Raw genomic sequence first — 13,647 nt, forward strand, 5'->3', positions numbered from 1 at the left:
CCTATACGCGGGTCGAGATCTCGATCAGGTTGCCGTCGGGATCGCGCAGGTAGATCGAATTGATCTTCCCCGTGGCGCCGGTGCGGGGCACCGGGCCTTCGATGATGTCGACCTCGTGTTCCTTCAGGTGGGCAATCCATGTCTCCAGATCCGTCTTCGTCAGGAAGCACAGATCTGCGGTGCCGGGGCGGGCGTCGTGGGCCTTGGGTTCGAACGGGGCTTCGGCCGGATGCAGGTTGATCTTCTGGTGCCCGAAAACGAGTGCCCAGCGTTGCGTGCCGTCGGCAGCCCCGAAGCGTTCGGGCGCCATGCCCAATGCATCGCGGTAGAACCCAACCGTCGCATCAAGGTCGGCTACGGTCAGGACAAGGTGGTCCAGTCGGTCGATGATCGGGGCTGGCATGGGCTCTCCTTCAAAGGGATGCGTCGACGGCGAAGGCCGCCGGGTACGTGATACGGTCTTCCAGTAGCAGATCGGCCATACATTCCGCCACTTTGGGCGCCATGCCGAAGCCGATCTTGAAGCCTCCATTTGCAATGTAGTGCCCCGGCCGTCCGGGCCACGGCCCCAGCATCGGCGCGCGGCTTTTCGCCCGCGGCCGCAACCCCGCCCAGCGGTCGATGACCGGGGCGTCCGCCAGCGCAGGGACGAGCGCGCGGGCCTTGTCGATCAGCGCGTCCAGTTGCGTGTCTGTCGTGGCCGGGTCGTCATAGTCCCGTTCGGTGGTCGATCCGATGGCCACGGTGCCGTCGGCATGGGGCACGATATGCAGCGAATCGGCGAAGACCTGCGGCGCATCTTTCGCCGCGAACCCTAGCAACGCGGACTGGCCCTTGATGCCCATGCCCACGGGTTTGCCGGTCTCGCCCGTCAGCATGTCCAGACCGGCGGCGCCAGTGGCCCAAAGTACCGCGCCGCGATCCGGCGCTTCGGCCTGAACCACGATACCCTTCCGCGCCAGCGCGGCCACCAGCGCGGCGACCGCCCCACGGGGAGAGACCCGGGCTGTCAGCGTGTCGCGGACATACAGCCCGGTCGGGCTGGGTGGCACCATGGGGCCGTCGGGGGCGGGGATGACCTCCCATACGGCATGGGGGGCCCACAGCTCCCGGGCCGTTTCGATCCGCGCGCGGGCAAGATCAATGGCGCGGTCGTCGGTCAAAGGCTGCAACCGGCCCGAACGGACATAGCCGGGATCGGTTCCGCCTGCCTCCCGCACTCCCGCCCACAGGCCTTCGGCCATCAGCAGGCTGTCCAGCTGGAAAGCCTTCTTGTCGTTCCAGTTCTCGGGCACATGCGGGGCCAGCGCGCCCACATGCCCGCCGCTGGCCCCCGCGCCGGGGCCGTGGGGATCGACGATCTGCACGCGCGCGCCGCGCTGCAGCAGCGCCCAGGCGACGGTCAGGCCGAAGATCCCGGCGCCCCTCACGGTGACATCCACCATTGCAAAATCTGCTCCCAAAGGCCAATGTCGCGCCTCCATAAAGGAGACTGCCCCGCGTGTCAGGCGTACACTTCGACGAGGACCAGAAATCCTGGCTCGCCGGTCCCGCCGGTGTGACCTGGTCGCCTGCGGGCGTCCCGGTGTCGCGGCGGTTCGAAGATCCCTATTTCTCGTTGGCCGATGGGCTGGAAGAAACCCGCCATGTGTTCCTGACGGGCAATGACCTGCCCGAGCGCTTCACCCCCGGCTTCCGCATTGCCGAGCTTGGCTTCGGCACCGGCCTGAACCTGCTTGCCGCGGCCGCGGCATGGTGGACCTCCGGCCAGACCGGCCCGCTTTACTTCACCAGTTTCGAGGCGTTCCCCCTGTCCAGGGCAGAAGCCGCGGCGGCCCTGTCGGCCTTCCGCACGCTTGATGGCCCCACGTCGGAACTGTTGTCCGTCTGGGACGATCTGGGCAAGCGGCCCGTGTCGCTGTCGGGCGGGATCTTCCTCGAGGTCATCCTTGGCGATGCGCGGCACACGGTGCCCGCGTGGACCGGAATGGCCGATGCATGGTTCCTGGATGGCTTCGCCCCGGCCCGCAATCCCGAACTGTGGGAGCCGGGCTTGATCACCGCCGTGGCGAGGCATACGAGTGCAGGCGGCAGCGCCGCGACCTACACCGCCGCAGGCCACGTGCGCCGCACGCTGGCCGAGGCAGGGTTCGATGTCGAACGCGTGCCGGGCTATGGCCGCAAGCGCCACATGACGAAAGCACGACTTAGATGATTCCATCCGAAAGCCAGACCCGCGCCGGGATTTTCCTGATGATCGGCGCGACGCTGGTTTTCGCGATGCAGGACGGGCTCTCGCGGCACCTTGCCTCGACGTACAACACCTTCATGGTGGTGATGATCCGCTACTGGTTCTTCGCCGCGTTCGTGATGCTGATCGCCGTTCGGCAGGCGGGCGGCCTCCGCGCCGCCGCGCGCACGTCCCAACCGTGGCTGCAGGCCTTTCGCGGCGTGTTGCTGGCGGGCGAGATCTGTGTCGCCGTCTATGCGTTCACGCTTCTGGGCCTGATCAACAGCCAGGCGGTCTTCATCTGCTACCCGCTGCTCGTGGCCGCTTTGTCCGGCCCTGTACTTGGTGAAAAGGTCGGCTGGCGGCGCTGGGCCGCGATCGGCATCGGCTTCATCGGCGTCCTGTTGATCCTGCGGCCGTCGGGCGGCGTCTTCGATCCCGCCGCCGTTGTTCCCCTGATCGCGGCCTTGATGTTCGCGCTCTACGGGCTTCTGACCCGCTATGCTGCCCGCAAGGACACAACCGCCACCAGCTTCTTCTGGACCGGGACCGTGGGCGCCGTTGTCATGACCGTCATCGGCCTGCCCAACTGGGAACCTATGGCGCCGTCGGACTGGATCTGGATGTCGATGCTCTGCGTTACCGGCGCGCTTGGTCACTGGCTCCTGATCCGCTGCTATGAACTGGCCGAGGCCAGCGCCGTGCAGCCCTTCGCCTACCTCCACCTGGTCTTCGCGGCCGTGATCGGCGTCAGTGTCTTCGGCGAAGTCATCCGGGCCAACGTCGCCCTCGGCGCCTGTATCGTCGTGGCGGCCGGCCTCTTCACGCTCTGGCGTGAGCGGGTGCGGAGCTGACGAACGAAAATGCCGGGCGGTTGTGCGGTCTGCCGCAGCAGTCGCCGCGGTGTCGGTCTGCCTCCGGCGGAGGTATTTGGAGACCAAAGAAGCCTGGAACTGCCCCACGACTTCTTTGGTCCCCAACTACCTCGTGGGAGTCGCCCGAAGGGCGGCGGGGCAGAGCCCCCATTCCGTCACGCTGACAACTACCGGTCCACCCGCAAAAGATTGCCCTTCAACTCCTGCGTGAACGGCACCGGGAGCGGGTCCAGGCCCAGACGCGCCCGGTAGACCGGCAGGCTTTCGGTCACGCGCATGACGTAGTTCCGGGTTTCCGAAAACGGGATGAACTCGATCCAGTCTACGATATCCACATCGTCCCGCCGCGGATCGCCCATTTCCCGCATCCAGCGCACCGGGCGGGACGGGCCGGCATTGTAGCCCGCGGACATGAGGACCGGGTTGCCGTCGAATTGTTCGGCCAACCTGGCAAGGTACTCGGCGCCCAACCGTGCGTTGTGGCGCCAGTCGGTCAGCAGTCGGTCGGTGGAGTGTTCGTCGCTCAGCTCCAGCGTGCTGGCCACCGATTGCGCCGTGGCCGGCATCACCTGCATCAGCCCCCGCGCGCCGGCGCCCGAGATCACGGACGGGTCGAATTCGCTTTCCCGCCGCGCGATGGCCAGAACCATTTCGGGATGCATCGCAAGGTCCATCCGACCGACCTCGTGCAGCGGATAGTAGGCGCCTGCGAGTTCCAGCCCCGCCTGCGCCGCGCGTTTCGAGATCATCACCGCAAGGTGCGCCTCGTTCTGATCGACGGCCCAGGCGCCCAGCTGCGCCGCTGCGACCGGGTCGAGCCCTTCGACAAGATGCGTCAGGAAGCGTTCCGCCAGGATCTCCTCGCCGGCGTCCAGCAGGTTCTGCCCGGCCTCGAACACGCGCGAATCCACGAAAGACGCTTCGGACAGGGGCGGCAGGTCGGGCGGGTTGGCGAGCGCTTCGTCGAACGGCAGCTCCAGCTTCTCGGCGGCCAGCAGGCCGTAATACGAGGTCTGGTAGTCGGCGCCGCTGGCATAGGCGCGCTCGGCTTCGTCTGGCATGCTCGCCGCCTCATACGCGCGGCCCAGCCAGTACCCGCCGCGGCCCTTGGAGATCGGGGTCTCGACCGAGGCATCGAACCGTTCGAAATGGGTCGCGGCGCGAGTCGGGTCCTTCAGGAACCGCAGCGCGGTGTAGCCCGCCATCCATTCCAGATCGGAATAGGCATAGCCATCGGCCTGCGTCAGATGGTGGCTGGCGGCGATGCGGTAGGCCTGGGTGGCGTGACCGTCCTCCATCGCGTCGCGGGCATAGGCACGGCGGCGCGGCGCCCATGCGGCCGGTTCGCCCAGGGATGCCGCGTCGGTGCTGCGGGACAGCATCAGCTCGATCGCGTCGTCCTTGCGGCCGCGTTTGGCGCGCCATTCGAACCGCGCGTGCGCCAGCCCGGGATCGGCGTCATAGGGTGCCGGCACCGCGGCGATCAGGGTGTCGACATTGCCGGCCCCGGCATAAAGGCCCAGCCGCGCTTCGGCCAGTTTCCGGGCGCCGTCGCTGACATAGGGAAACATGCGACGGGCGCTGACATCGTGGCCCTGCCACAGCATCTGGCTGAGCCGCGCCTCGTGATGCGGGGCCAGCAGGTCGCGGTAATCCGAGAGGTATTCGGCCTGCGTCTCGTCCTCCATCGCCATGGTGCGCCAGGCGATGACTATGTTGGCCTTGGCCTCGCCCACATCGCCGCTGTCCGTCAGGGCGCGGGCCTGGATCAGGACGCCTTCGGGCGTCTGTGCCGTGTCGCCGGCGAAGAAGTCCCGCACCTGTTCGTTCGGCGCGGTGGCAAAGGCCTCCTCGCTCTGCTTGCGAAGCCAGTCCAGCCCCGGCCAGTCACCGCTGCGGCCGAGGAACGCCATGACTTCACCCGCCGTGCCGCCACCGTTCCTCAGGAAATGCCATTCGACGATATCGCGGTCGACACTGCCCACGGGGCCGGCCAGACGGCGCGCCGTTTCCCAGTCACGGGCGCGCATGGCGTCGAGCGCGCCGGAAAGGTCCGCCGCCGCGAGCGCGGGCCAAAGCGAAAGACAAGCGAGCGCCGCGGCAAACATCCGGCCGCGGACGGGTTTGATCATGGCCGGAGCCATCACGGGCACAGTTCCCTTCGACGTTACGTTTTCCGGCAGCACCGCCAGCCCCCTTGCCTTTCCGGGCAGAGTGAGGATAGAGGCTCCCCAATCGTTCCTGTCGGGCGCCCTGTTCACAACTCACAAATGTGGGAGGGGCATGGCAATGGCGGAATTCCGCTAGGCGGGCGCAGGGTTTGGGACGGTTCGGACGCAATTCAACCAGCGACAGGAGAGCGCAGATGTTCAAAGGCTCGATGCCGGCCCTCGTCACACCGTTCCGCAACGGCGAGCTGGATCTGGATGCGCTCAAACAGCTGGTGGACTGGCACGTCGCCGAAGGGTCTTCGGGGTTGGTGCCCGTGGGCACGACAGGCGAAAGCCCGACGCTGAGCCACCGCGAACATGAAACCGTGGTCGAGGAGGTCGTGAAGGCCGCCGCGGGGCGTGTTCCGGTGATCGCGGGTGCGGGCTCCAACAACACGACCGAGGCGATCCGCCTGATTCGCCATGCCGAGACTGTGGGCGCCGATGCCGCGTTGGTGGTGACACCCTATTACAACAAGCCCACCCAGCGGGGCCTGATCGCGCATTTCACCGCTGTGCACGATTGCTGCAACCTGCCCATCGTCATCTACAACATTCCCGGCCGGTCGATCATCGACATGACGCCCGCGACGATGGGCGAACTGGCGAAGCTGCCGCGGATCGTGGGCGTCAAGGATGCCACCGGCGATGTCACCCGCGTCAGCCAGCAGCGCGCGACCTGCGGGGCCGATTTCGTCCAGTTGTCGGGTGAAGATGCCAGCGCGCTGGGCTTCAACGCCCACGGCGGCGTGGGCTGCATCTCGGTGACGGCGAACGTCGCGCCGAAGCTTTGTGCCGAGTTCCAGGCGGCGACGCTGGCGGGCGATTACGCCAAGGCGCTGGAGCTGCAGGACAAGCTGATGCCGCTGCACGAAGCGATCTTCATCGAGCCGGGACTTGTCGGCGCGAAATACGCGCTGGAGAAGCTGGGCCTGTGCAGCGACGAAGTGCGCCTGCCGCTGACCGAACTGTCGGACACCACCCGCACCGCCATCGACAAGGCCATGGCGCACGCCGGGCTCTGACCTCCGGTTCGGGAATCCCTGCTGGATTTGTGACGGCCCTGAAGGCACCCTTCCGCCCGTAATCGTTGCGGAAGGGAGCTCAAGTCATGGCAAAGATACTGGTTCACATCCACACCGGGCCTTCGGACCCGACAAAGGCGACCCTTGGACTGCTGGTCGCGCTGACGGCAAAGAAGAAGGGGCACGATGTCACCGTCTTCCTGGCCGGCGACGCGGTTCACCTGTTCGCCCCGTCGTATCGTGGTACGGTCGAAGGCCTTGGCACCGGCACGCTGGTCGATCATCTGTCAGGCCACGCCAAGGCCGGGACGACCTTCGTGCTGTCCGGCATGTCCGCCAAGGCGCGCGGCTATGACGAGACGCTTCTGGACGGGTTCGACGCCAGCTTCGGCATGCCCGACATGCTCGTCGACCTTTCTACCGAAGCCGACACAGTGCTGTGCTACTAGATAGGCCGCCCGTCAGTAACGGCCAGCCGTAGGGTGGGTGCTCTGCCGCACCATCCCCGGCACGCCATCTTCATCAGGCTGCAATCGCGTAGCGAAAAGGCCCGAGCGGGGTCTTTTGCGAAGGCTGGGCACGCGGCCGACACCGACGGTCGCTTCGTCTTCGTCTGGCTGTTGTCCGGGGTGCGCAACCGGATCGGCCGTTCAGCCGGGAAGCCCGTTGATCTTCTCGACGGAGGCCAGATCGTTGTCCCAGTCCGCTCGGCTGGAAAAGCAGATATGTGCGCTGGGTCGTATGTCGATCCGGCTGTCAAGTGACCCTGCCGGCACGATAAGCAAACCAACGTCAGCCTGAGATACGGGCAGCGCGGACCCGCATTCCATGCAAAAGCTCTTCACATGTCGTGACCCGGAAAGCCGGAATGTCGTGATATTTTCCTCGCCTGACAGCCAGTCGATCTCTGCCCGGGACGAAAACAGATTGGCCGAATGGGCCGATCCGCTGTCCTTCCGACAACGATCGCAGTGGCAAAGGAAGAAGCTCTCGAACGCACCCGATATGCGGAATTTCACAGCGCCACACAGGCACTGTCCGGTCGCGAGATCACCCATTCACAGCCCTCCGACATGCAACCGGCATGCCGCCAGAAGAATACAATTTCCGTGAACAGGCGTATCCGCATGTAGTGGCTCGGTCAAACGGGACACGTTCCCGCCAGTACATGCTTTCGTCAGATCCCTTGCTCGATCCCACGAGAGGGGGGCCGGCGAAACAAGAACGGTCCGGGCCTTGGCAAGAGGGCAAGCAGAACCAGATGATCGTCTCCCTTGCCTTCCGTGCCGAATCCATATAACTAGGTATCTAGTGATACGGAGGCGACATGGACTGGAACATGGCGGCCGAGGGGTTCTCGGCCATGGGATCGGAAGCGCGGTTGAAGGTTCTGCGCGCTCTGGTCCGGGCGGGTGGGCCCGGGCTGACGGTGGGCGACATCCAGGCCCGCACCGGCATGGCGCCGTCGACATTGGCGCATCACCTGAAGGCGCTCGCCGCCGGGGGGGTCGTTCAGCAGGAAAAGCAGGGGCGGATGGTGATCAACCGCGCCTCGTACGACCGATTGGAAGCGCTCGCGCAGTTCATCCTGTGCGAATGCTGCGCCGACCGGGACATGGTGGACGCGGCCCTTGGCGGCGCCGGAAAAAGGGAACAGGCCGATGGCTGATCTGACGCAGAGTACCGGCGGGCAAGGTCCCCGGCGGTTGGGAGAGCGGCTGAAGCTGCTGAACTCGCCCATCACGGTGATCGTGGCGGTCTTCGCCGCCGTGCTGATCTTCGACACGGCGAACACCGGCGATATCGCTACCATCGCGTCCGGAGCGTTGGTGAACACCGCGCCCTACATCCTGTTCGCCGTGCTGCTCCTCGCCTTTCTCAAGGCCACGGGGGCCGAAGTTCTGATCTCGCGCGCGTTCGAAGGGCGCGAGACGCGGATGATCTTCCTTGCCGCGATCTTCGGCGGGCTGGCGCCGTTCTGCTCGTGCGAGGTGATCCCCTTCATTGCCGGGTTACTGGCGCTTGGCACGCCCCTGTCGGCAGTCATGGCGTTCTGGCTGTCCTCGCCCCTGATCGACCCGCCGACGCTGCTGATCACCGCCGGTGCGCTGGGCTGGCCCTTTGCCATTGGCAAGGCAGTTTCGGCAGTCGGGCTTGGCATCCTGGGCGGCTTCGCGATGCGCTGGCTGATGCGCACGGGAGCCTTCGCCGATCCGCTGCGGAGCTACCAGAAATCGGGCTGCGGCTGTGGCACGAAGAAGAACGGCAAGCCGCAGTGGCAGTTCTGGACCGAACCCGACCGGCGCGACGAGTTCCGCTCGCAATTCGTGACCAACGGGATCTTCCTGCTGAAATGGCTGGCGCTGGCCTACACGCTGGAAGCGGTGATGATCGAGTATGTCCCCGCCGACCTGATCGCCCGTGTCGTGGGCGGGGAAGGGATCCTGCCCGTGATCACGGCCGCACTCGTGGGGATGCCGGCCTACCTGAACGGCTATGTCGCCCCGCCACTGCTGGCCGGGTTGATGACGCAGGGCATGACAGCGGGCGCCGCGATGGCCTTCATGGTCGCTGGTGCCGTCAGCTCCATCCCCGCGATGGCTGCCGTGTGGTCACTGGTGAAACCGCAGGTCTTCGCCGCCTATCTGGGCCTTGGCCTTCTGGGCGCGGTCCTGGCCGGGGTGATCTTCCAGGCGATTGTCTGAGAGTGACGCTCAAGCCCTGAACGACAAACGCCCGCCTGACCGGCGGGCGTTCTCTTGTCGGGATCCTTCCTAGCCGAAGACCTTCGTCAGGGCCTGGTCGACGGCTTCGGTGATCGCGTCGATATCGTCCGCCGTGGCGATCAGCGCGGGCGAGAAGCACAGCGTGTTGTTCTTGCCCGGCACCGACCGGTTGGTGACCCCGATCAGCACGCCCTGTGCCGCACAATCCGCGACGACGGCCTGGGCGTCCTTCTCGGCCACCGGCTCCTTGGTGCCGCGGTCTTTTACCAGTTCGGCGCCGCAGAAGAGCCCTGCGCCGCGCACGTCGCCGATGACCTGATGTTTCTCCATCAGCGCCGTCAGGTTCGCCATCATCCGTGCGCCCATGGCCTTGGTATTGTCCAGCAGGCCCTCGTCCTCGATGATGCGCATGTTCTCGATGGCTGCCGCCGGGCCGGCCGTGCAGCCCCCGAAGGTCGAGATATCGCGGAAATAGTTCATCGGGTCGGCGGCGTTGTCCTTGAAGCTTTCAAAGACCTTTTCCGTGGTCACAAGGCAGGCGATCGCGGCATAGCCCGAGGCCAGCCCCTTGGCCATCGTCACCATGTCCGGCTCGATCCCATAGTTCTGGTAGCCGAACCATTCGCCGGTGCGGCCGATACCGCAGACGACCTCGTCGATATGCAGCAGGATGTCGTATTTCCGGCAGATCTCCTGCACCCGCGGCCAGTAGCCTTCAGGCGGCACGATCACGCCGCCACCGGCGGTCACGGGTTCAAGGCACAGCGCGCCGATCGTGTCGGGACCTTCTTCAAGGATCACCTTCTCGATCTGGTCGGCAGCCCAGATGCCGTAGTTCTCGGCCGGCGCGCCTTCCTGTTCGAAGGCACGGTATTCCAGGCAATGCGGCACGCGGACGAAACCCGGGGCGAAGGGCCCGTATTGTGCGTTGCGTTCGTCCTGCCCGCCTGCCGACAGGGCCCCGATGGTGGTGCCGTGATAATCGCGGTCGCGGTAGAGGATCTTCCACTTCTTGCCGCCATGCTTGGCATGGGCGATCTGGCGGACCATCTTGAACGCCTTCTCGTTCGCCTCGGACCCGGAGTTGGTGTAGTAGACGCGGCTGAGCCCCGGCATCTTGTCCACCAGCATCTCGGCAAAGATGGCACCCGGAACGGTGCCCGCAGCGCCGGCGAAATAGTTCAGCTTCAGGATCTGGTCGCGCACGGCATTGGCGATGCTTTCCCGTCCATAGCCCACGTTGACGGTCCAGACGGCGCCCGACACGGCATCGATGAATTCCTTGCCGTTCTGGTCCCAGACCCGCATGCCCTTGCCTTCGACGATGATCCTTGGATCGGACGTTTCGAACGGTTTGTGCTGGGTCAGGTGGTGCCAGACATGGGCCTTGTCGGCCTCCACCACGTGGCCGATATCGTTGCCGAGCGAATGTCCGTCCATGACCATGTCCCCTTCGAATGCTGCGCGCCGCGCGTGAGAAATTTGGTCAAATCAGACCACAGAGTCGCGTCTGACGCCAGCCCATTGCGCAAGCGGGCAGCGTGCTGCCGGGCATATCAGCCGCACTCTGGGTCGGTCTGCCGCGTAGGCGCTTTCGTGCCTACACAAGCCCAGGGGGCCGCGTTAGAAGCCGGAATTGCAAGGCATCAGGAACAGGCGGAACGGATGGCGCATATCATCGTCGTCGGCAACGAGAAGGGCGGGGCTGGGAAGTCCACCGTGTCGATGCATGTCGCGACGGGGCTGTCGCGGCTGGGCAAGAAGGTCGGCGTGCTGGATCTGGACCTGCGCCAGAAGTCGCTGCTGCGCTACGTCGAAAACCGGCGGGATTTCATGGAGCGGTCGGGGATCGACCTTCCCAGCCCGGTCTACCACGACCTGCCCGAGATCGACCCGGCGACGCTGGCCGAGGGCGAAAACCTCTTCGACAGGCGCATGGTCGCCGCGGTCGAGGCCATTGCCCCCGATTGCGATTTCATCCTGATCGATTGCCCGGGCTCGCACACCCGGCTCAGCCAGATGGCGCATTCGCTTGCCGATACGCTGGTCACGCCGCTGAACGACAGCTTTGTCGATTTTGACATGCTGGCGAAGATCGATGCCAAGGGGGAAAAGATCATCAGCCCGTCGATCTATTCGGAAATGGTCTGGAACGCGCGGCAATGGCGGGCGCAGACGGGGCAGAAGCCCATCGACTGGATCGTGGTGCGCAACCGCGTCGGCACCCAGAAGATGCTGAACAAGGACAAGATGGCCCGCGCGGTGTCGATGCTGTCGAAACGCATCGGCTTTCGCGTGGCGCCGGGGTTCAGCGAACGGGTGATCTTCCGCGAACTGTTCCCCCGCGGGCTGACGCTTCTGGATCTGCGCGATATCGGGGTCAAGCAGCTCAACATCTCGAACATCGCCGCCCGGCAGGAGATGCGGGACCTTCTGAAGGCCCTGCAACTTCCCGACGTATCCGTGGATTTCTGACACCGCCGACGCCGTGGCAAAGAAGTCTGGCAACAGGCGTCGGCCGGTGCTCCGGTTCAGTAAAGCGCGCGGATCTTGTTGAGCGCGTCTTCGGGGTCCGAGCCGTAGGAGACCGGCTGCGTGAACCTGCCCTTCTGGTCGAAGAGCAGCACATAGGCCGAATGATCCATGGTGTACCCCTCACCGTCGACTGGCACCTTGCGGGCATAGATGCGGAACGCCTTGATCGCCTTGTCGATCTCCTCCGACGAGCCAGAGACGCCCGTGACACCCGGCACCCAGGAGACGTAATCGCCCAGCACGTCCAGCGTGTCGCGCTCCGGATCCACGGTGACGAAGTAGACCTTCAGCTCGCGATCCTCCTCCGCCAGTTCCTCCTGCCAGCCGGCCACGTCGCCCAGCGTTGTCGGGCAGACCTCCGGGCAGTGGGTGAAGCCGAAGAACACCGCCGTGGGTTCCCCGCGCAGCGATGCGGCGGTGAACGTCTCACCGTCCGTCGTCGGCAATGCGTAATCGCCGCGGCCCAGCGTATCGGCCACGGTCTGGTTCAGCCGCGGCTCAAGCACGCGGACCCAGAGCAGCAGCAGGAGGGCCAGCACGACCAGCCCCCACACCGCCGCAATCAACAGTTTGCGGTTCATGCTCATGGATCAGTGCGACCCGTGCGCGTCGTGTCCGCCCTTGGCGTCCATTACCGGGAAGGTCAGCGTAACACTGCCCGCGGTTTCGAAGTCGAGCGTCATTTCGATGCTCTCACTGGCCACCAGAGGCTGCTGCAGGTCCATCAGCATCAGGTGATAGCCGCCGGGCTCCAGAGAAACCGAGCCGTGGGCCGGGATCGGCAGCCCGTCCGGCAGTTGCCGCATCTTCATCACGCCATCGACCATCTCCATCTCGTGCACCTGAACCTCGCCCGCGACGGGCGTTCTGGCGCCGGTCAGAACGTCGCCCGCCGTGCCGGTGTCGGTGATGGTCACGAACCCGCCCGCGACCGGCTGGTTCGGCAGCGTCGCCCGAACGAAGGGCGCCGCGAGCTCGAGGTCTCCAACGGTGACAGCTGCATCGGTGCCGTGGCCGCCATGGCCGTCGTGGCCATCATCCGAACCGGCGATAAGCTCAAGCTTCGGCGCGGGGTTCGGCACGTCGTGCGATCCGGTCGTGTCGGTCCAGTCTGCCGTGCCGTTGGCGCAGGTCTGCACCGACGGGAAGAACAGCGTCGTGCCGGCGTCCACGTCGGGACCAACCGTGCCGCAGACGGTGAACTCGTCGTACCAGCCGTCCTCCAGCTTGCCGCCCGACCAGACAACGGCGCGGACGCCTTCGGTCATCTCGGTGCCGTGATTGTCATAGGGTGTCTCGTAAGCGCCGGTTTCGGTCGCCAGCTCCCAGCCCGCCTTGGGCATCGGCTTGACGGCATAGAGCCCTTCGGGGATCTCGATCCGGACCTCGTTGGTCGCTTCGCCCTTGCAGCCATGGGGCACGCGCAGGGTAACCTTGGTGGTCTTGCCGATGGTGGCCTGGGTCTGTTCCAGCGTGGCATGGGCATGGGCCGCGCCTGCCGCGCAGGCAAGGGCGATGGCCGCGACGGCGGCGTGTTTGAAAAGGGGCATTGTGTTCTCCAGCAGTGTCCGCGCGCAGAGCGAATGCGTCGCGTGCTATGGGTGCCGGCCCAAAGGGACCGACCGTGTCTGAATGGATGGGTTCAGACCAGCCGCGGCGGCGCGCGCACGGGCGTGCTGGGAGAGAAATGTCGTGGCCCCGCGACCAGATCGCGGGACATGTCGGTTGCCAGCGTATAGACAACCGGATGGCCGCGGTCAGGCGCTTGCACCTGCGGCGACCTTGGCAGCTTGTGACAGAACGGACAGTCATGATCGTGCGCGGCGCCGTCGGGTCCGCAGATGTCATCCACCGTCGCGCCCATCGCCAGCAGGACGGCGACCGACGGGTCGGTATCGCTGCGGTCGGGCGCCATGTGATGAGCGGACAGGATGCCAAGTGCCGTCAGCAGAAGCGCGGCACAGATGGCGATCAGGGTATTGGCGCGGGGGCTGTCCATGGGTCCTGATACGGCAAGCAGGGGGCGGCAGGAAAGAAGCCGGGCTG

The 13,647-nt window shown here is 65.7% G+C and carries 15 protein-coding genes; 7 read left to right on the plus strand and 8 right to left on the minus strand.

Annotated features, from left to right (window positions below; translation table 11 throughout):
* Nucleotide 1 precedes the first annotated feature (1 nt).
* Together D4754_RS02745 and D4754_RS02750 are read right to left on the minus strand one after the other, a co-directional pair.
* Nucleotides 2-403: a VOC family protein gene (locus D4754_RS02745; RefSeq protein ID WP_121061354.1), complete on the minus strand. Its 402-nt coding sequence runs from the start codon at nt 401-403 to the stop codon at nt 2-4.
* A 10-nt stretch (nt 404-413) separates the two neighbouring features.
* Nucleotides 414-1,445: an NAD(P)/FAD-dependent oxidoreductase gene (locus D4754_RS02750; RefSeq protein ID WP_121061355.1), complete on the minus strand. Its 1,032-nt coding sequence runs from the start codon at nt 1,443-1,445 to the stop codon at nt 414-416.
* A 113-nt stretch (nt 1,446-1,558) separates the two neighbouring features.
* On the opposite strand from D4754_RS02750, the gene mnmC2 reads away from it, so the two are divergent.
* Nucleotides 1,559-2,215 (plus strand): tRNA (5-methylaminomethyl-2-thiouridine)(34)-methyltransferase MnmC2, encoded by a 657-nt coding sequence (mnmC2, locus tag D4754_RS02755; RefSeq protein ID WP_121061590.1) that lies wholly within the window; start codon nt 1,559-1,561, stop codon nt 2,213-2,215.
* Nucleotides 2,212-3,084: a DMT family transporter gene (locus D4754_RS02760; RefSeq protein ID WP_121061356.1), complete on the plus strand. Its 873-nt coding sequence runs from the start codon at nt 2,212-2,214 to the stop codon at nt 3,082-3,084. Before mnmC2 ends, D4754_RS02760 begins: the two co-directional genes overlap by 4 nt.
* 188 nt (nt 3,085-3,272) lie before the next feature.
* On the opposite strand, the gene D4754_RS02765 is transcribed toward D4754_RS02760, so the two are convergent.
* Nucleotides 3,273-5,237 (minus strand): lytic transglycosylase domain-containing protein, encoded by a 1,965-nt coding sequence (locus D4754_RS02765; protein WP_121061591.1) that lies wholly within the window; start codon nt 5,235-5,237, stop codon nt 3,273-3,275.
* Nucleotides 5,238-5,470: 233 nt separating this feature from the next.
* On the opposite strand from D4754_RS02765, the gene dapA reads away from it, so the two are divergent.
* Nucleotides 5,471-6,340, plus strand: coding sequence for a 4-hydroxy-tetrahydrodipicolinate synthase (gene dapA / locus D4754_RS02770; RefSeq protein WP_121061357.1), 870 nt, complete (start codon nt 5,471-5,473; stop codon nt 6,338-6,340).
* An 86-nt stretch (nt 6,341-6,426) separates the two neighbouring features.
* Complete coding sequence (locus D4754_RS02775; RefSeq protein WP_121061358.1) at nt 6,427-6,789, plus strand: DsrE family protein; 363 nt, start codon at nt 6,427-6,429, stop codon at nt 6,787-6,789.
* A 201-nt stretch (nt 6,790-6,990) separates the two neighbouring features.
* On the opposite strand, the gene D4754_RS02780 is transcribed toward D4754_RS02775, so the two are convergent.
* Nucleotides 6,991-7,398: a GFA family protein gene (locus D4754_RS02780; RefSeq protein WP_121061359.1), complete on the minus strand. Its 408-nt coding sequence runs from the start codon at nt 7,396-7,398 to the stop codon at nt 6,991-6,993.
* Nucleotides 7,399-7,667: 269 nt separating this feature from the next.
* Between D4754_RS02780 and D4754_RS02785 the strand changes: the two genes are divergently transcribed.
* Entirely contained in the window at nt 7,668-8,009 is a 342-nt protein-coding gene (locus D4754_RS02785; protein WP_121061360.1) for an ArsR/SmtB family transcription factor, read from the plus strand.
* On the plus strand, nt 8,002-9,045 hold the full coding sequence (locus D4754_RS02790; protein ID WP_121061361.1) for a permease: 1,044 nt from the start codon (nt 8,002-8,004) through the stop codon (nt 9,043-9,045). Before D4754_RS02785 ends, D4754_RS02790 begins: the two co-directional genes overlap by 8 nt.
* 69 nt (nt 9,046-9,114) lie before the next feature.
* On the opposite strand, the gene D4754_RS02795 is transcribed toward D4754_RS02790, so the two are convergent.
* On the minus strand, nt 9,115-10,506 hold the full coding sequence (locus D4754_RS02795; protein ID WP_121061362.1) for an aminotransferase family protein: 1,392 nt from the start codon (nt 10,504-10,506) through the stop codon (nt 9,115-9,117).
* 225 nt (nt 10,507-10,731) lie between these two features.
* On the opposite strand from D4754_RS02795, the gene D4754_RS02800 reads away from it, so the two are divergent.
* Nucleotides 10,732-11,541, plus strand: a complete 810-nt coding sequence (locus D4754_RS02800; RefSeq protein WP_121061363.1) for a division plane positioning ATPase MipZ — start codon at nt 10,732-10,734, stop codon at nt 11,539-11,541.
* A gap of 56 nt (nt 11,542-11,597) precedes the next feature.
* Here D4754_RS02800 and D4754_RS02805 read toward each other — a convergent pair whose 3' ends face one another.
* The 3 genes from D4754_RS02805 to D4754_RS02815 all read right to left on the minus strand — a co-directional run bounded on the left by D4754_RS02805 (nt 11,598) and on the right by D4754_RS02815 (nt 13,600).
* Nucleotides 11,598-12,188, minus strand: a complete 591-nt coding sequence (locus tag D4754_RS02805; RefSeq protein WP_121061364.1) for an SCO family protein — start codon at nt 12,186-12,188, stop codon at nt 11,598-11,600.
* Nucleotides 12,189-12,191: 3 nt separating this feature from the next.
* Entirely contained in the window at nt 12,192-13,151 is a 960-nt protein-coding gene (locus D4754_RS02810) for a DUF1775 domain-containing protein (protein WP_121061365.1), read from the minus strand.
* Nucleotides 13,152-13,243: 92 nt separating this feature from the next.
* On the minus strand, nt 13,244-13,600 hold the full coding sequence (locus D4754_RS02815; protein WP_121061366.1) for a hypothetical protein: 357 nt from the start codon (nt 13,598-13,600) through the stop codon (nt 13,244-13,246).
* Nucleotides 13,601-13,647 lie beyond the last annotated feature (47 nt).

It is taken from the genome of Chachezhania antarctica (assembly GCF_003646465.1).
Lineage (GTDB): Bacteria > Pseudomonadota > Alphaproteobacteria > Rhodobacterales > Rhodobacteraceae > Chachezhania > Chachezhania antarctica.

What these genes read in the sequence shown, in the direction of transcription:
- D4754_RS02745 (WP_121061354.1), bottom strand. Translation starts at nt 403, where the DNA reads ATGCCAGCCCCGATCATCGACCGACTGGACCACCTTGTCCTGACCGTA.
- D4754_RS02750 (WP_121061355.1), bottom strand. Translation starts at nt 1,445, where the DNA reads ATGGTGGATGTCACCGTGAGGGGCGCCGGGATCTTCGGCCTGACCGTC.
- D4754_RS02760 (WP_121061356.1), top strand. Translation starts at nt 2,212, where the DNA reads ATGATTCCATCCGAAAGCCAGACCCGCGCCGGGATTTTCCTGATGATC.
- D4754_RS02765 (WP_121061591.1), bottom strand. Translation starts at nt 5,237, where the DNA reads ATGATCAAACCCGTCCGCGGCCGGATGTTTGCCGCGGCGCTCGCTTGT.
- dapA (WP_121061357.1), top strand. Translation starts at nt 5,471, where the DNA reads ATGTTCAAAGGCTCGATGCCGGCCCTCGTCACACCGTTCCGCAACGGC.
- D4754_RS02775 (WP_121061358.1), top strand. Translation starts at nt 6,427, where the DNA reads ATGGCAAAGATACTGGTTCACATCCACACCGGGCCTTCGGACCCGACA.
- D4754_RS02780 (WP_121061359.1), bottom strand. Translation starts at nt 7,398, where the DNA reads ATGGGTGATCTCGCGACCGGACAGTGCCTGTGTGGCGCTGTGAAATTC.
- D4754_RS02785 (WP_121061360.1), top strand. Translation starts at nt 7,668, where the DNA reads ATGGACTGGAACATGGCGGCCGAGGGGTTCTCGGCCATGGGATCGGAA.
- D4754_RS02790 (WP_121061361.1), top strand. Translation starts at nt 8,002, where the DNA reads ATGGCTGATCTGACGCAGAGTACCGGCGGGCAAGGTCCCCGGCGGTTG.
- D4754_RS02795 (WP_121061362.1), bottom strand. Translation starts at nt 10,506, where the DNA reads ATGGACGGACATTCGCTCGGCAACGATATCGGCCACGTGGTGGAGGCC.
- D4754_RS02800 (WP_121061363.1), top strand. Translation starts at nt 10,732, where the DNA reads ATGGCGCATATCATCGTCGTCGGCAACGAGAAGGGCGGGGCTGGGAAG.
- D4754_RS02805 (WP_121061364.1), bottom strand. Translation starts at nt 12,188, where the DNA reads ATGAGCATGAACCGCAAACTGTTGATTGCGGCGGTGTGGGGGCTGGTC.
- D4754_RS02810 (WP_121061365.1), bottom strand. Translation starts at nt 13,151, where the DNA reads ATGCCCCTTTTCAAACACGCCGCCGTCGCGGCCATCGCCCTTGCCTGC.
- D4754_RS02815 (WP_121061366.1), bottom strand. Translation starts at nt 13,600, where the DNA reads ATGGACAGCCCCCGCGCCAATACCCTGATCGCCATCTGTGCCGCGCTT.